Origin of the sequence: Nocardia suismassiliense, assembly GCF_900269665.1 — a bacterium.
GTDB classification, from domain to species: Bacteria; Actinomycetota; Actinomycetes; order Mycobacteriales; family Mycobacteriaceae; genus Nocardia; species Nocardia suismassiliense.
The window spans coordinates 4,996,433-5,012,617 of record NZ_LT985361.1; the positions used below are offsets into that span (position 1 = coordinate 4,996,433).

17 protein-coding genes are annotated in these 16,185 nt (G+C 66.8%); 10 read left to right on the forward strand and 7 right to left on the reverse strand.

Features of this window, described 5'->3' with window-relative positions:
• Window positions 1–106: 106 nt before the first annotated feature.
• Window positions 107–1,351: a PucR family transcriptional regulator gene (locus tag DBO33_RS22445; RefSeq protein WP_107656799.1), complete on the forward strand. Its 1,245-nt coding sequence runs from the start codon at window positions 107–109 to the stop codon at window positions 1,349–1,351.
• On the opposite strand, the gene DBO33_RS22450 is transcribed toward DBO33_RS22445, so the two are convergent.
• The 4 genes from DBO33_RS22450 to DBO33_RS22460 all read right to left on the reverse strand — a co-directional run bounded on the left by DBO33_RS22450 (window position 1,332) and on the right by DBO33_RS22460 (window position 5,034).
• Window positions 1,332–2,999 (reverse strand): peroxidase family protein, encoded by a 1,668-nt coding sequence (locus tag DBO33_RS22450; protein ID WP_107656800.1) that lies wholly within the window; start codon window positions 2,997–2,999, stop codon window positions 1,332–1,334. The two genes, DBO33_RS22445 and DBO33_RS22450, sit on opposite strands and share 20 nt — an antisense overlap.
• Window positions 3,000–3,155: 156 nt before the next feature.
• Window positions 3,156–3,371 (reverse strand): hypothetical protein, encoded by a 216-nt coding sequence (locus DBO33_RS22455; RefSeq protein ID WP_159080411.1) that lies wholly within the window; start codon window positions 3,369–3,371, stop codon window positions 3,156–3,158.
• A gap of 133 nt (window positions 3,372–3,504) precedes the next feature.
• Window positions 3,505–3,657, reverse strand: coding sequence for a hypothetical protein (locus tag DBO33_RS43620; RefSeq protein WP_199856720.1), 153 nt, complete (start codon window positions 3,655–3,657; stop codon window positions 3,505–3,507).
• Window positions 3,658–3,708: 51 nt separating this feature from the next.
• Window positions 3,709–5,034, reverse strand: coding sequence for a dicarboxylate/amino acid:cation symporter (locus tag DBO33_RS22460; protein ID WP_107656802.1), 1,326 nt, complete (start codon window positions 5,032–5,034; stop codon window positions 3,709–3,711).
• A 410-nt stretch (window positions 5,035–5,444) separates the two neighbouring features.
• On the opposite strand from DBO33_RS22460, the gene DBO33_RS22465 reads away from it, so the two are divergent.
• The 3 genes from DBO33_RS22465 to DBO33_RS22475 all read left to right on the forward strand — a co-directional run bounded on the left by DBO33_RS22465 (window position 5,445) and on the right by DBO33_RS22475 (window position 8,941).
• On the forward strand, window positions 5,445–6,368 hold the full coding sequence (locus DBO33_RS22465; RefSeq protein WP_234390984.1) for a DUF1206 domain-containing protein: 924 nt from the start codon (window positions 5,445–5,447) through the stop codon (window positions 6,366–6,368).
• Between the two features lie 169 nt (window positions 6,369–6,537).
• Window positions 6,538–7,077, forward strand: coding sequence for a hypothetical protein (locus DBO33_RS22470; protein ID WP_159080412.1), 540 nt, complete (start codon window positions 6,538–6,540; stop codon window positions 7,075–7,077).
• 325 nt (window positions 7,078–7,402) lie between these two features.
• On the forward strand, window positions 7,403–8,941 hold the full coding sequence (locus DBO33_RS22475) for a M1 family metallopeptidase (protein ID WP_159080413.1): 1,539 nt from the start codon (window positions 7,403–7,405) through the stop codon (window positions 8,939–8,941).
• Between the two features lie 55 nt (window positions 8,942–8,996).
• On the opposite strand, the gene DBO33_RS22480 is transcribed toward DBO33_RS22475, so the two are convergent.
• On the reverse strand, window positions 8,997–9,833 hold the full coding sequence (locus DBO33_RS22480; RefSeq protein ID WP_107656806.1) for a S1/P1 nuclease: 837 nt from the start codon (window positions 9,831–9,833) through the stop codon (window positions 8,997–8,999).
• Between the two features lie 192 nt (window positions 9,834–10,025).
• A complete protein-coding gene (locus DBO33_RS22485; protein ID WP_107656807.1) occupies window positions 10,026–10,367 on the reverse strand; it encodes an ArsR/SmtB family transcription factor in 342 nt (113 codons plus the stop codon).
• Between the two features lie 63 nt (window positions 10,368–10,430).
• On the opposite strand from DBO33_RS22485, the gene DBO33_RS22490 reads away from it, so the two are divergent.
• Both DBO33_RS22490 and DBO33_RS22495 read left to right on the forward strand, forming a co-directional pair.
• On the forward strand, window positions 10,431–10,772 hold the full coding sequence (locus DBO33_RS22490; protein ID WP_107656808.1) for a putative quinol monooxygenase: 342 nt from the start codon (window positions 10,431–10,433) through the stop codon (window positions 10,770–10,772).
• A gap of 184 nt (window positions 10,773–10,956) precedes the next feature.
• Window positions 10,957–11,844 carry a helix-turn-helix domain-containing protein gene (locus DBO33_RS22495; RefSeq protein ID WP_107656809.1) on the forward strand — a complete coding sequence of 296 codons (888 nt, stop codon included), beginning with the start codon at window positions 10,957–10,959 and terminating at the stop codon, window positions 11,842–11,844.
• A 19-nt stretch (window positions 11,845–11,863) separates the two neighbouring features.
• Here DBO33_RS22495 and DBO33_RS22500 read toward each other — a convergent pair whose 3' ends face one another.
• On the reverse strand, window positions 11,864–12,478 hold the full coding sequence (locus tag DBO33_RS22500) for a TetR/AcrR family transcriptional regulator (RefSeq protein ID WP_159080414.1): 615 nt from the start codon (window positions 12,476–12,478) through the stop codon (window positions 11,864–11,866).
• A 78-nt stretch (window positions 12,479–12,556) separates the two neighbouring features.
• Here DBO33_RS22500 and DBO33_RS22505 point away from each other — a divergent pair, with 78 nt between their 5' ends.
• From DBO33_RS22505 to DBO33_RS22520, 4 genes are all read left to right on the forward strand, one after another.
• The gene (locus tag DBO33_RS22505; protein WP_107660502.1) at window positions 12,557–13,570 is read left to right on the forward strand and encodes a GlxA family transcriptional regulator; all 1,014 of its coding nucleotides are present in this window, start codon (window positions 12,557–12,559) and stop codon (window positions 13,568–13,570) included.
• A gap of 104 nt (window positions 13,571–13,674) precedes the next feature.
• Window positions 13,675–14,391 carry an alpha/beta fold hydrolase gene (locus DBO33_RS22510; RefSeq protein WP_107656811.1) on the forward strand — a complete coding sequence of 239 codons (717 nt, stop codon included), beginning with the start codon at window positions 13,675–13,677 and terminating at the stop codon, window positions 14,389–14,391.
• A gap of 46 nt (window positions 14,392–14,437) precedes the next feature.
• A complete protein-coding gene (locus DBO33_RS22515) occupies window positions 14,438–15,403 on the forward strand; it encodes an alpha/beta hydrolase (RefSeq protein WP_107660503.1) in 966 nt (321 codons plus the stop codon).
• Between the two features lie 28 nt (window positions 15,404–15,431).
• Window positions 15,432–16,145 carry an alpha/beta fold hydrolase gene (locus tag DBO33_RS22520; protein ID WP_107656812.1) on the forward strand — a complete coding sequence of 238 codons (714 nt, stop codon included), beginning with the start codon at window positions 15,432–15,434 and terminating at the stop codon, window positions 16,143–16,145.
• Window positions 16,146–16,185 lie beyond the last annotated feature (40 nt).

Sequence of the window (16,185 nt, forward strand, 5' to 3'; positions counted from 1 at the left end):
ACGCCGCGTCCGCGTGTTCTCACAAGTTCGCCGGTAACCTTCTCCGACCACCAGCGCGTAGTTAGTGTGAACCAGCTACATAGCTATTGCTGACAAAGGAGTTGTCATGGCTATCGACAGTCCGCTACGGCCGAATCTGACGATCTCCGGGCAACCCATGTCCACCCCCTTACGCGACGTCAGAGCCCTGTCCCGGCAGATGGTCGGCCACTTCGTCGAGAACGTAGTGCCCTGCGGGACGCTGCCAGGCGAGGCGATCTACGGCGACATCACCACCATCACCCGGGTGTGCCTGGAACTGGCCGCCAGCATGCTGGACGGGCAGAACATCCCGGAGAAGGTGGAGAAGCTCGAGGAGGCCGCCGCCGGCTGGGCCCGCGAGGGTGTCCCGATCGACGCGATTCACGACGCCATTCACGCCGGCTTCAAAATGGGCGTCGACCTGGTCGTCTCGAAGCTGACGGCCAAGGACTTCGACACCTTCGTCGACAGCTCCAAAACGAACATCGAGATTTTGCACACGCTCACCTCGGCCATCTCCCGCGCCTACTTCCGGGAACTGCGCGCCGTCGTCAGCGAGCACCACACGGCGGTGCACACGCTGACCTCCGCGCTGCTCGGCGGGCGGCCGACGTCGACGATGGCGCGTGAGTGCGGCGTCGCCATCGCCGAGTCCTATGTGGTGCTGGCGGTGTCGATTCCACGCCATCGCGACGAGCACAACCCGGCCCTGGACACCCAGGTCGTGGCCCGCCGCAAGCTGCGCCGCACCCAGGCCGAGCTGGCCGCCCGCTGTGGCGGCAGCGCGCTGTCACTGCTCAGCATCGATGGCGGAACCATTCTGCTGCCCGCCGGCCAGCACAGCGACGAGGAACTCGACGAGCTCGTCGCCGGCCTGTCCAGGGCCGCACAGGTCGGCATCACCGCCGCCCTGGTCGAGTCGGTGCCCGACCAGATTCCCGGCGCCGTTGACCAAGCCCACGAACTGCTCGACATGGTGCATCGCCTGCACTGCGTCACCGGGCTGTACCGATTCGACGAGCTCGCGCTCGAATACCAGCTCACCCGGCCGGGTCCCGGCCGCGAATACCTCGGCGCGGTGCTCACCCCCTTGGACGAGCACACGGAATTGCTGGAGACGCTGCAACTGCACATCGCCAACAACCTCAATCGCCAACGCACCGCCCGCGCCTTGCACGTGCACACCAACACCGTCGACTATCGGCTCAAGCGCATCGGTCAGCTCACCGGCTTCGATCCGTCGCAGCCCTCCGGCCTGTGGTACCTGCGCTCGGCGCTGATCGCGCGCTCGTACCACCCCACCGACGCCGCTAGTCGCCAAGTGGGTTGAGCAGGTCGGCCTTTCCCTCGAAGGCGAACAGCAGCAGGTCGGTCATCCGGAAGGTATTCGCGTCCGGCCCGTACTTGGGGCGCCAGGCCGGATCGCGCACGATCGAGGTGCGGCTACCCTCGATGGCCCGGTGGAACACCTCCGCCACGATCCGGCCGCCGACCGGACCGAGCAGGCCGTTGCCGAACTCCGCTTCCCGCAACAGGTAGAACCACAGCGGCGTAGCGGCGAGCACGCCGGCGCGCTGCTCGTCGGTGAGCGCGTCGAGTGAGGCGCCCTGATTGCCGTGCAGGATCTGCTCGGCGCTGAGCGGTTCGACACCGATGAACTCGGCCATCTGCTGCCCGCTGGCGAGGCGGACCATGTGCGCGCGGGTGAGATTGCGAAATGCCAAGTTGCGGTGGATGTTCGGGACCGTGCTGCCGCGGCCGCCGAAGGTGCCCGCAGGCAGGTTGACCAGCGGGTCCACCAGCAGGGTATCGACCCGCTTGGTCACGTTGCCGCCGCCGCTCTCGGCGGGCGCCGCGAGGTCGGGGCGGTTCGCCTCGGTGAAGTCGAAAAGCCTGCGGAAATCCGCGATCCAGTTGGTCGGCAGGGTATCCACGGTGCCCGAATTCGGATTGTCGAGATCAGGAATCTGCGAACCGGCCTGGAAATTACCGCTGGTGCCGCTGAAGGTGAACAACTGCAGCAGGCTGGCGATCTCGCCGGGACCCGTGCTGTTGAATACCCGATTCCACTGGTAAGTGTCGCGAATCATGCTGTGGCCGATGCGATATGCCGCGACGGAGAACTCGATCGGCATGGTCGGGCGCAGGCCGCGGCCCGCGTACCCGTCGCCCGGCGCCTCGAAGAACCGCCTGCCGTTCCGGAACACATCGGCGACGATCGCCGGGTCCACGATGCGCGGCAGGAAATCGTGCACCAGCATCCACTGGTAGTGCCGGACCACCAGCTCACGGGCCGCGCTGAACAACCGCCGCCTGGCCAGGCCCTTGAGCGCCAGTTCCTCGACCACCCGGTTGTGAAAACGGATGAACGCCAGGTGCGTCTGCGCGACCGCGAGGTTCTCGTCGTTGCGGTTGTCCGGGATCAGCGGGCGCCGCCGGTCCGCGGCCGTTCCGCCCGCACCACCGAATCGCGGCAGGTCTAAGCCCGTCAGCTCGACTTTCACCCGGTCGTCGGGAAAGTCCGCCGGGGAGGTCGTGCCGACCTTCAGTGTCACGCCGTCCTCGGTGTAGCAGACGCGATCGTTCGGGTCCGTCGGCCCCCTGCCGTACACGGAGTCCAAATCCAGTGCGGGAGACCGCCCTTGCATCAACTCGTCCACGGTGACGTCCTCACCGAGCTGGGCCGAGGTCCGGTCCATGGTGAGATCGTGGTCGACGAACTGGCCGAGGTAGGTGAAGCCGGCCGGGATCGGCGGCTCGGCCGAATCCGGTTGCGGCACGCGGGCGGTGATCGCGGCCGCCAACGCCGCCCTGGTCGGCTCGTCGATCGGCGCGCCGACCGGACCGAGCCGGGAGAAGCGGAATCGGCGCAGTTCCTCGACGGTCAACGGCTGCCGCGTGATCGGGCGTCCTTGCCAGTCGAATTCGAGCACACCTTCGCCGACGACGAAGAAGCTGTCAGTACCGTGCTGTTTCATGCGAACCCTCCGAATGGTTCGAAAAGTGATTTCGGACGAATGTCCGCATGACAGCCGCCCCCCGTTTTTATCTGTAGTGCTGAACTGCGCGCTCCCCCGAGCGTCGACCGGTCGTCACGACCGATCGAGTGCGCATGCCTCCGAGCTGGTAAACGATCAGCTAGGGCAGCCGACCGCCGCCGAAGAACCGGTGGTCAGTGCCGCGACGAGCCCGGCGAGCAGGCCTGCCGCGCACTCCGCCGACCAGGTCGTCGGATTACCGCCGACCTGTGTCGCGGCCGGACCGGCGTCGGCCGAGGCCGGTATCGCGCCACCGAACAACGACGCGACGACGACCGCTCCCACCCCGATTCGATAAACCGCCCTACGCATGAATTGATCACCCCCGGAGACCGAACTAGATCGAATACCCGGAACACAGGTCCGGACTGCCCCAATATTATCCGAGCACCCATTCCGTGCTCAGCCGTCAATTGTTGGGGCAGTCCGGTAGTAAGCGCGCCGATCAGTCCGGTGGTTCCTGCGTGTCGTCGGGCGTGGCCAGGTCCGGAGCGACCTCCCGGGTCGCCATCCCGCCCTCGCCGCCCTCGTCGCTCGGCCCCGGACGGCCGCCCTTGGGCTCGTCGCGCTCGTCGTCGCTATCTTTCGCACGTGTCATGAGAGACCCCTTTCGTCGTCGCTGCGAACTACCCGCGACGACTTCGTTCAATCAGGCCGCCGCGGGCACGGGCTCCGGTTTCGGCTCGGGCGCGATCAGTGACGCCGACGGCTGATCGAAGACCTCCTGATCGAGAATGCCCTCCCGCTTCGCCACCAGTACCGGCACCACCATCTGCCCGGCCACATTGGTCGCGGTCCGGATCATGTCCAGGATCGGGTCGATGGCGAGCAGCAAGCCCGCACCGGCCAGCGGCAGCCCCAGCGTGGACAGGGTCAGGGTGAGCATCACGATGGCCCCGGTGAGACCGGCCGTCGCCGCGGAACCGACCACGGAGACGAACGCGATCAGCAGATAGTCGCGCAGGTCGAGCTGCGTGCCGGTGATCTGTGCGACGAAGATGGCCGCCAGCGCCGGGTACACCGCCGCGCAGCCGTCCATCTTCGTGGTCGCGCCGAACGGCACCGCGAACGACGCGTATTCATTGGGCACACCGAGCCGTTCGGTGACCATCCGCTGGGTCAGCGGCATGGTGCCGATCGACGACCGCGAGACGAACGCCAATTCCAGTGCGGGCCAAGCCTTGGCGTAGAAACGGACGGGACTGACACCACCGACGGTGCGCAACAGGATCGGGTACACCACGACGAGCACGATGAGGCAGCCCGCGTACACCGCGACAGTGAACGTGGCCAGCGGCCGCAGCAGGTCCCAGCCGTAGCTGGCGATCGCCTTGCCGATCAGTCCCGCGGTGCCGATCGGCGCGAGCCGGATCACCCACCACAGCGCCTTCTGCACCAGCTCCAGCACCGACTCGGCCAGTGTCAGAAAGGGTTTGGCGGCGTCGCCGAGTTTCAGCGCGGCGAAGCCGAGCACCGCGCCCAGGAATACCAGTTGCAGCACATTGCCGTTGGTGAAGGCGCCGACGACGTTCGTCGGGATGATGCCGGTGAGGAAGTCGGTCCAGCCGCCCTTCGAGGTGGGCTCCTTCGCACCGACCAGCGAAAGGTCGACGCCCCGACCGGGATTGGTGACGAGGCCGAGCACGATGCCCACCGCGACGGCGATCAGCGCGGTCCCCAGGAACCACAGCAGGGTGCGACCCGCGAGCCGGGCGGCGTTGGTGACGTGCCGCAATCCGGCCACGCTCACCAGCACCGCGGTGAATACCAGCGGCGGCACCGCCAGCTTGAGCAGCTGCACGAAGATGCTGCCGACCTGGGTCAGCGTGCTGGTGAGCCAGGCCGAGCCGGTCGCGCGGGCGAGGAAGCCCACCGCGATACCGACGAGCAGGCCGAGCAGGATCTGGACGCCGAACGACCAGCGCACCGGATTCAGGGTACGGCTGCGCGAACTAGGTGAAGACAAGGGAACCATCCAAGACAAATCAGGGGATCTGGTGAGTTATGCGCGCGCGTCAGCAACACAGCTGCGCGGCCAACCGCCCCAAATCCACATGCAACCTGGCGACCAGGTGCACGACTGTCGCGAAAAAGTTCATAACGCCCTAAACGGTAAGCGATTCGTCCGACCAATTTTCCCTCCGAACGGTCGGAGGCCTTATGTCCTGCGTCACAATCGGTTCGGACCAGGCCTGCTCGGACGATGCGCCGCCCTCCCCAGTCGGGTTGCCCCGCCGCCAGTTGGTCCCCGGACTTCATTGCGCACCAACCCCATTCGACCAGGCACGCCGACTCCGCGCGGACCGCAGTGGATCTCGGAAATTTCGTGCGCCGTGTCAATCGTGACGAAGTGGGCATTACGGGCGGTGAAGAGATGAGGTAATCATGAGCTTTTTCCGAAGTGCGAACAGGTATCGGCGCCGCGATCGGGTGGGCACGGTGCGCAGCGGCCGGCGGTCCGGGTGGGGCCGATCGAACTGGGGCCGGCGTTCCGGCTACGGGCGGCGCAGCAGGTCCACGAGTTCGGGCGGGTTGGAGACGGCGGCCCGCTTCGGGTTCATCGCGCGCGGCATCGCCTACATCACCATCGGCCTCATCGGATTCATGTTGGCGATCGGCACGGCCGAGCACGAGCCGGACGGCGGTGGGGCACTCGCCGCGATCGCGACCAAACCGTTCGGGTATCTGCTGCTGTGGGTTCTGGTGTTCGGTTTCGCCGCCCTCGTCATCTGGCGGATAACTCAGGTCGCCGGCGCGCGGCGGACGTACTCCGGCGGGCACCGCTTCTATGCCGTGGTCTCCGGAATCGTCTACGCCCTGGCGTTTTTGGGCACCTTCCGCTACGTGGTGCACGGCCGCACGCCCAAGCCGAGCGACGCCATCGCCCGCGATCTCACCGCCCGCATCCTGAGCTGGGACGGCGGCACGGTGGTGGTGTTGCTGATCGGACTGGCCATCATCGCGTTCGGCATCTGGCAGACGGCCCGCGGCCTGACCCTCGAGTTCGTGGACGACCTGCGCATGGGCTGGATGACGCGCGGTTCGCGCGAGGCGGCGGTCTGGCTCGGCCGCATCGGCTACCTCGCGCGGGGCGCGATCGTCGTCAGTATCGGCCTCGCCGCGGTGGTGGCCGCGCTGAACTACGACCCGGCCGAGGCCAAGGGTATCGACGCGGTACTGCGCGATTTCGTCGGAAAACCCTTCGGCCCATGGCTTCTCATCCTGATTTCGCTGGGCCTGATCGCGTTCGGCGTGCTGTCCTTCCTGGAGGCCAAATACCGCAGGACCTACGGCGGCGTACCGGTCTGATCTCCCCAGTTGCGCGTCGGTGCACGTCAGGCATTGGGGCGCAGTCGGTTTCGGGTGCCGAGGCGGCGGGGATCGTATCGTGAATCTGCCCGCGGTGGCGCGTTTTCCGCCGGGGCAGCTGGATCGTCCCTGAAACACCGTGCCAACAGCACACAGTAGGAGTACGAAAATGGTACGACGACGCATCCGAACCATGTCCATGCTGGCTGCGGCAGCCCCGCTCGCGGCGGCGCTCGCCGTGCTGCCCGCGGCACCCGCGCAGGCCGCCGACGGCGACCTGAGTTGTTCGGCGACTTTGAATCTCACCCTCGAACCGCCGCTGCGGGCCGGCGGCAGCGCGAAAGTGTCGATCACCGGCGACCTGACCAACTGCACGTCCCGCAACGGCAAGTACACCGCGCTCCGGTCCGGCAAGCTGACCGCCGCCGGTGATGCTACGGCCACCGCCGGGGGCTTCAATCCGTGCGGATTGCTGGTCACCGCCAAGGGAAATGGCACGATCGCCTGGGTGTCGGGGGGCGACAGCTCCCTCGACTGGCGGATCAGCCCGGACCCCATCACCGGGATCGCGTTCAGCGCCAACGTCACCGCCGGTCAACTGAACGGTGATGCCATCACGGTGGCGGCGCGTAGTGCGCAACCCAACCAGGGCTGCCGCACCAACGGATTGTCGACCCTCGCCGTCACCGCTCAGGTGAGCTTCGCCTGACCTCTGAATGACCGGCGCGGCACCAGTTTCCGCGCCGGTCACCAGGCGGCGTAACCCATCGTCGACACTCGGCGCTGCGCCATGCCTCGACTCCGGTGATCAATGGAAAGGGGTTACGCCCGCGGCAACTAGTCATAATGCGCAGAATCTTTTGCGCCATTACGGATTACAAGCACTTCTCATCGAATTCCCCAGTTGGTCAGCAGGTGGAGATGGCCACTCCGATGTGATTCGCTGTGTAGCGAAATGCCCCGGCCGAGGACGCGGAGGGATATCGGCGTTTGCTCGAAACAATCCTCGTGCCCGACACATTGGAGTTCGCTTTATGAGACGTTATCCCTTGGTGCATACTGCCACGGCCCGAGCGGTTCCGCTGCTGGTGGTCGCAGCGCTCGCGGCCAGCATGGGAACCGCATCCGCGGCGACAGTGCCCGGCATCGGAGATCCCGTTTTCCCTAATATCGGCAGTGCCGCATACGATGTCTCCAATTACAGTATCGACCTGAAGTTCGAGCCGTCCTCGGGCCGTTTGTCCGGCACGACAACGATCACCGCGAAAGCCAAGCAGGATTTGAAAGCCGGCACCGCTATCGGTTTCGACTTCCTCTTGCAGACCCAGTCGGTGCTCGTCGAGAACAAGCCCGCCAAATACAATCTCGGCAAGGACAAGCTAGCCGTGACCGTGCCGGTGAACCTGCCGACCGGCACCGAGTTCACCACCGTCGTGGCGTACAACGACATCCCGTCGCGCGTGCAGAATCAGGCGGGCGCCCGGAACTGGGTCGAGAACGCCAACGGCGCACTGATCTCCAACGAGCCGTTCTCGGCCGAGTGGTGGTACCCGAGCAACGACCACCCGACCGACAAGGCGACCTACGCGGTGTCGGTGCTCGCACCGGCCGACATGGACGTGTTCTCCAACGGCGTGGAAACCAGTGTCACCCAGAACATTCCGGGCTGGAAGCGGCACAACTGGCTCAGCAAGCACCCGCAGATGACCTACGCCACCTTCCTTGCGGTCGGCAAGTACGAGCGCGGCGGCCAGAACAGCGGCACCCCGGCCAGGCCGAACCTCACCGCGTACTCGACCGACCTCAACCCGACGATCCGTGCCAACGCCAAGGCCAGCATCGAGCGCACACCGGAGATCACCGACTGGCTCGCCAGCGCGCTCACGCCGTACCCGTTCGAGTCCACCGGCGGCCTGGTGGACGCGAAGATGGGTGGCTTCGCCCTGGAAACCCAGACGATGCCGACCTACACCGACGGATTCTTCCGGCGCGGCAAGAATGACTCGGTTGTCGTGCACGAGATGGCCCATCAGTGGTTCGGCGACTCGATCTCCGTGGCCACCTGGAAGGACGGCTGGCTGAACGAAGGCTGGGCCAGCTACATGGAGTACCTGTGGTCGGAGAAGAACGGCACCGGCACCGCGGCGGAGATCGCCGACTACGCCTACGCCACGTCGACCAGGATCGATTGGAATGTCGTGCTGACCGATCCCGGGCCCGCCAATGTGCTGCCCGCCGAGTTGTACAGCCGCGGCGCATTGGCCATCCAAGCCTTGCGTAGCGCGATCAACAACGACGAGGTGTTCTTCCGGTTGGTCCGCGAGTGGCTGACCAAGTACCAGTACAGCAACGCCAAGGTCTCGGACTTCATCGACCTGGCGAACGCGGTCACCGGCCGCAGCACGAATGCGTTGTTCAAGACCTGGCTGACCGACAAGGGCAAGCCCGCGTACAAGCCGACCGACGCGACCTTCGATTCGAATTCGAAGCGCGCGCCCCGTTCGGCCACGCCGCCCCCGGCCAAGCCGAAGGTCTATGACGATCTCTTCGCAGTCGTGACCGAAAAGCAGTAATCGCACACAGGAGCCGGGTCCGTGGAAACACGGGCCCGGCTCAGTCGTGCATCGGCTAGCCCGCCGAGCCCGTTCCCACCGACGGGTCGAGCACCGCGTTGACCAGACGTCCCAGCAACTCCCCCGCGCGGCGCAGGCGAGTCTCGGCTATCGGCAGGAATTGGCGGGTGTACTCGTCACCGATGGTGGGCGAGGCCGGATAGACCCCCGGAGTTTCCAGGACCCGGCAGCTGTCCTCCGCCCAGCGGATCGGATCGGTATCCGGTTGTGTCGGAGGCAGATCGGGGGCGGGCAGGGCGAGCAGCCGCTGCAATTCCTCGGCGTCACTCGCATGCCGGGTGTCGAGCATGCGGCTGTCCCACACCGAGTGCAGGTTGGTGCTTCGGCCGAGATACTGCACCTTGACCTCGTTTCCGCCGCGGTCGCGCGCGAAACCCGCGTGCATCGGCTGATGGATATCGCCGACGACGTGGACGATGAACTTCAGGGCCTGGCCACGGTCGGCGACCGGGCGACTCCGGTCGGCGAGCGTGGCAGTCTGCCTGCGCAAAGCCTCGATGACGTTCTGGCCGTTGTTGCCGTTCACCGCCGGGTCGTAAACGCAGCCGTTCTCGCCGATGTTGACGTAGTGCCACGGCGCCGAAATCTTGCCCAGCTCAGGATCATTGGCGCGCACCTCGTCGGCCCAGTTGGCCACCCCCGCGAGCGTGGGATCGGGCTCACCCGCCAGCAGGCGGCCGACCTCGTCCCGCGCCGCCGCGGTCAACCGCAGGTCGGCGATCGCCCCGGTGGTGTTGTGCCCCTGCACGCCCCAGGCATTGGCGGCGGGTGGAACCGATAGCAAGATCGCGGCCAGCGCGCACGCGCTCGCTACCGCTGCTCTACCGAACATCACACGAATCCTTCCGAGTAGCCTCGGGCAGTTCACCTGCCCGGCACGCACCCGCGCTGCTGCGCACCATGAACCGAGTCACGTTGACTCGCTTGCCGATTCGAGTGTCCGCGATGCGACGTATCCGCCGCACCAACTCCGGGCCAACACTTCGCGGCCAACCGCTGTCCCTTACCGCAGAACCGGACAGCCCTAGGCCGGATCGGTGGCGCGATCGGATGCCACCACTTCGGCACGCAGCAGCTCCATCAACCCGGGGAAGCGCTGCTCCAGTTCGGCCCGGCGCAACTGAGCCATATTGCTGTTGCCCCGGTTGACCTGCCGGATCAGCCCCGCTTGGCGCAGCGTCCGGAAATGGTGGGTGAGTGTCGCTTTGGACACCGGCAGCTCGAACGAGCTGCAATGACGTTCGGTCCCGTCCGGCTCGGCGAGCAGGGCCAGCACGACGGCGCGACGATGCCGGTCGGCGAGGGCGGCGAAGATCGCGCCGAGGTCCATCTCCGCCGGGCTGGGCTGGTCGTCGTGGTCGGGCACTGCTCACCTTTCGTATCAGGTACGAATTGCATCGTACCTCGCGACGCCCTATCGTCCATAGGTATGACTGAGACCGTACCTATCCCGGATGTTCCGTTCGCGCTCGTCGGGTTCGCCCGACCCAAACCCGAGCGCGCGGCGGAGTTGCGCGAGCTGCTGCTGTCGTTCGTCGCACCGACCCGCGAGGAAGCGGGCGCGCTGGAGTACCACTTCCACGAGGACAAGGACGATCCCGGCAGCTTCGTCTTCTACGAGGTGTGGCGATCCGAGGCGGACCTCGATCGCCACCTCGAGCTGCCACACATGAAGGAGTTCTGGGAGCACCGCATGGACTACCTCGAGCAAGACCTCGACATCAGGTGGCTGTCGATGCGCAGCGCGTATCCCCGGCCGATCGACGCCTGAACCGCGGGACTTCGCCTTCGCCGCTGGGCGATTCGCGGCCGTCTCGCAACACCATCTGCATAGGCAGCTGCAAGTGCGGTTGAAATGACGTTCCAGCGCGATACCATCAAGGGTGGCGCGGTGAAGTTCGTCACGGGAGCAGGCACGGATTCGCCGATGGATTTCGAGAATCGGAGTAGAGGTCATGGTCGCGGAACCGGTCCGGATCAAGGGTATCGACTCGCGGGTTGCCGAGCGCGGCCCAACGGCGCTCCGCATCGCGGTCGGTGGACAGCTGCGCAAATTACGCGAGGAATGTGGCATCACTCGCGAGGCGGCGGGCGACCACATTCGTGGCTCGCACGCCAAGATCAGCCGACTCGAACTGGGCCGGACCGGATACAAGGACCGCGACATCCTCGATCTGCTGACGCTCTACGGCGTCACCGAGGAAGACCAGCGCGAGATGTTCCTGGATCTGGCGCGCAAGGCCAACGAGCCCGGCTGGTGGCACCGCTACAACGACCTGCTGCCGTCCTGGTTCGAGACCTATCTCGGACTGGAAGGCGCCGCGCAGACGATCCGAACCTTCGAGGGCCAGCTGGTTCCCGGGTTGTTGCAGACCGAGGACTACACCCACGCCGTCATCGCGGTCGGCCACCAGAATGCCGAGGCTTCCCGGCGCGTCGAGCTGCGCAAGAAGCGCCAGGAAATTCTCAGCACCGAGCACGGGCCCGCACTGTGGGCAGTGCTGGACGAGGCCGTGCTGCACCGGCCGATCGGCGGCAAGGCAGTGCTGCGCAAGCAGATCGAACACCTGGTGGCGATGTCGGAAAGCCGGCGGGTGACCATCCAGGTGCTGCCCTACCACGCGGGCGGTCACCCGGCGGCGGGCAGCTCGTTCACCATGCTGCGCTTCGCCGAAGCCGAACTGCCCGACATCGTCTACCTCGAACAGCTGACCAGCGCGCTCTACCTGGACCGCCGGGAGGATCTGCACCTCTACCGCGAGGTGATGGATCAGCTCGCCGTGCAAGCCGAAACACCGCAGCGGTCGCGGGAACTGCTGCTGGCCGCCGCCGCCGAGCTGTAGCCGCGCCGAACGCGATAGGTCAGCCGGCTACCCGATCGGCCCACGCCGAGGGCAGTGCGGCACTGGAAACATCGGCGATCTCACCCAGGCGTGATCGCGGAGTCCCCAAGCGGCTCAACTGAATCAGGCCCTGCGCCACGACGATGATGTTCGCACTGTGCGCCGACAGCACGGCTTCGTCCACCGTGCCGTCGCCGAGACGCATTGCGGGAGCGAGCCGTTCGGCGACACCCTCTTCCATCGCCGCGGTGGTCTTGGCCCCGATGGTGGCGACCTCAGGGATCCGGCCGCTGAGCTGGGCGATGCTGTTGATCATCAGGCAGCCGCGCCGGTTCGGTTGCGCGGCACAGTCTTCGATGATCGCTTGGAACAGCGCACGTACCGCGGCCCGCGCCGAGCCGGGCGCCGAGCCGACGACCTCGCGCACGAACCGGGCGCGCCGCTCGCAGTAACGTTCGAACGCGGCGAGGAACAAGCCCTGCTTGTTGCCGTAGGCGGCGTAGACGCTGCCATTGCCGACGCCGGTCGCGCGGGAGATGTCCTCAACCGACGTCTCGTCGAAACCTTGCGACCAGAACAGCTCGGTAGCGGCATCGAGCAGGCCCGATTCGTCGAACTGTCGTGGCCGTCCCATGGCCTCACCGTACCAACCGTTGTGCGATATCGCCCACATCGCTTGTTCTGGAGGCACGGCTCCACAACAATGGTTGACATGGCCCCCAACTTCGCTGCGCCGCCCCGCCGACGGGTCGGCATTCTGGTCTTCGACGGCGTCAAGATGCTCGACTTCGTCGGTCCGGCAGAGGTCTTCGTGGAGGCCAACCAGACCGCGCCCGGTTACGAGGTGGTCCTGCTCTCCGCCGACGGCCGGGACGTGCAGACCTCGATCGGCGCGCGGATCGAGGTCAGCGCCGCGGCCGCCGACGCGGGGCGCTTCGACACCGTGGTGATCCCGGGCAGCGAACTGCCGCCCGCGAAGTTCGTTACCCCTGAACTGATCGCCGCCGCACGGCACCTGTCCTGGAACACGCGCCGACTCGCCTCGATCTGCAGCGGCGCGTTCGTCGTCGCCGAACTGGGCCTCTACGACGGCAGGCGCGCGACCACGCACTGGAAGTTCGCCGCGGATCTGGCGCGCAAGTACCCGGCCATCGCGGTCGACCCCGATGCGATCTTCGTGCGCGACGGGAATCTCTCCAGTTCCGCGGGCGTCGCGGCCGGCGTCGATCTCGCGCTGGCGCTGGTGGAGGAGGACTACGGCGCCGATGTTGCCCGGCGGGTCGCGCAGTTGCTGGTGGTGTACATGCAGCGCGCGGGCGGGCAATCGCAGTTCTCGGCCTCGCTGACCGGACCGGTGCCGCGTAGTCCGCTGGTGCGCAAGGTGGTCGACCTGATCTGTGCGGACCCGGCGTTTCCGCACACCGTGCAGACCCTGGCCGCGCACGCCATGGTCAGTGTCCGGCATCTGACGCGGCTGTTCCGCGCCGAGCTCGAACGCTCCCCCGCCGAGTACGTCGCCTTCATCCGCTTCGGGGTTGCCAGGGACCTGCTGCACGCCGGGCACAGCGTCACCGAGGCCGCGATGAGCGCTGGTTACGGCAGCAGCGAGGCGCTGCGTCGCGCTTTCGTGGCCAGGCTCGGCATCTCACCGCGCAAGTACCAGCAGCGTTTTCGCTCCACCGGCGCGACCGCCGCGTTCGAGCCGATGACGGCCGCCGTGTCCTGATCGGGGGCTTTTGCGGCCCGTGTGGCGGGGCGCCGGACGGGTTGCTCAGCGGAAACTGAGTGCGGCACAACGCCATCGATCCGAGTGATCGAGAAAGGAACTCCATGTCTTCCGCGACAACCATTGTTCTCGTGCACGGCGCGTTCGCCGATGCCGCCAGCTGGGCACCGGTCACCGAGCGGCTGCTCGCCGAGGGGCACCGAGTGCTGGCGCCGCCGGTGTTCAACCGCAGCCTCTCCGAGGACGCGGCCTACATCAAGTCCTTTGTCGAGCAGATCGACGGACCGGTGCTGCTGGCGGGCCATTCCTACGGCGGCGCGGTGATCACGGTCGCCGGGCTCGCCGACAATGTGGTCGGTCTGGTGTTCGTGTCGGGCTACGTCCTCGAAGTCGGCGAGAGCCTCGGGCAATTGCAGGGTGGCTTCCCCGACTCCGATCTGGCCGCCAACCTCGTCTACGCGCCGTACCCGGTCCGCGACGGCGAGCCGGGCACCGACGTGTCGGTCGACATCGCCGCCTTCCCCGAGGTGTTCGCGGCAGGCCTCGACAAGGCGCGGGCGCAGGTGCTCGCGGTCTCCCAGCGGCCGCTCTCGGCGATCGCGTTCGGCGAGCCCGCGACCGCGGCGGCCTGGAAGACCAAGCCGGGCTGGGGCATCGTGTCCAGCGCCGACCACACCATCAATCCCGAGGTCGAGCGGTTCGGTTACCAGCGCGCGGGGCTGCGCTCGGTGGTCGAGATCGACGCACCGCACCTGGTCATGCAGACCCACCCCGCCGAGGTCGCGGCCGTCATCACCGGCGCGCTCGCCGAGTTGGCCTGATCTCTCGAAACCCCTTGGACCCCAATCCCTATCGAAAGGAATGACGATGACCGGAAACCCGCACGGAATCTCCCTGGAGCCCGCCGCACAAGAGTTCGTCGACGCGACCTCCCAGCCCCCGTTCCTCTACCAGTTGCCGCCGGAAGAGGGCCGCAAGGCGGTGGATTCGGTGCAGGACTCGCCGATCTACAAGCCGGCGATCGATGAAGAGTGGATCACCATCGACGGCGGGCCGACCGGTTCCGTGCGGGCCAGGATCGTCCGGCCGCAGGGTGTTACCGAAACCCTGCCCGTCATCGTCTACACCCACGGCGCCGGTTGGGTTTTCGGTGACGCGCACACCCACGACCGCCTGGTCCGCGACCTCGCCGTCGGTGCGCACGCGGCGGTCGTCTTCCCCGAGTACGACCGCTCGCCCGACGTCCGCTACCCGGTGGCCAACGAGCAGTCCTATCGAGTCGCGCAGTGGGTCAGCACCCAGGGCGCCGAAAAAGCCCTGGACCCGACCCGCATTGCGGTCGCCGGTGATTCGGTCGGCGGGAACATGGCCATCGCGCTCACGCTGATGGCCAAGGAGCGCGGTGACGTCTCCTTCGTGCAGCAGGTGCTGTTCTACCCGGTGACCGACGCCAACTTCGACACCGGTTCCTACGAGCGCTTCGCGGAAGGCTACTTCCTGAGTCGCGAAGGCATGCAGTGGTTCTGGGACCAGTACACCACCAGCGCCGAGGACCGCGCCCAGATCACCGCGTCGCCGCTGCGCGCGAGCACCGAGCAGCTGTCGGGTCTGCCGCCCGCGCTGGTCATCACGGCCGAGAACGACGTGCTGCGCGACGAGGGCGAGGCGTTCGCGGGCAAGCTGCGTACCGCAGGCGTACCCGTGATTCAGGCGCGTTACGGCGGCATCATCCACGACTTCGTCATGGTCAATTCGATGCACGACACCAACGCCGCCAAAGCGGCTGTCGCCCAGGCGGTTTCCGTGCTGCGGGCCGCCCTGTACACCGCGTGACCAATTCCTCCGGACCTAAGGAACATTCGTGAGTACCTCCTCGCCCACCATCGTGCTGGTGCACGGTGCGTTCGCCGACTCGTCCAGCTGGAACGGCGTCATCGAAACGCTGCGCGCACAAGGTCATTCCGTCGTGGCAGCGGCCAACCCGCTGCGCGGCCTGGACAGCGACGCCGCCTACATCGGCTCGGTCCTCGATGACATCGACGGCCCGTGCGTGCTGGTCGGTCATTCCTACGGCGGCAGCGTCATCACCGTCGCCGCCGCGGGCAAGGTGAACGTGACGGCTCTCGTCTACATCGCCGCCTTCATTCCCGCTGAGGGGGAGAGCGCGCTGGAGTTGACCGACAAGTTCCCCGGCTCCACCCTCGGGCCGACCACCCGTCCCGCGAACTACCCCCTCGCGGACGGCAATTCGGGCACCGAGCTGTACATCCGCCAGGACGAGTTCCCCGCCCAGTTCGCCGCCGACGTGCCCGCGAACGCCGCCGCACTGATGGCGGCGACCCAGCGGCCCGTCGCGCTCGCCGCACTCCAGGAGCCGGCGACCGCGGCGGCTTGGCGCAACATCCCCGCGTTCGCCCTGCTCACCACCGACGACAAGAACATCCCGGTGCAGGCGCAACGGTTCATGGCCGAGCGGGCGTCCGCGCACACCGTCGAGATCGCGGCTTCGCATGCGGTCAGCGTTTCCGCGCCGGGTGCGGTCAGCGATCTGATCGCCGCGGCGGCCAAGCAGTAGACGCCGGAGATCCGGTCACGCCCAAGGCTTTCGGGCGTGA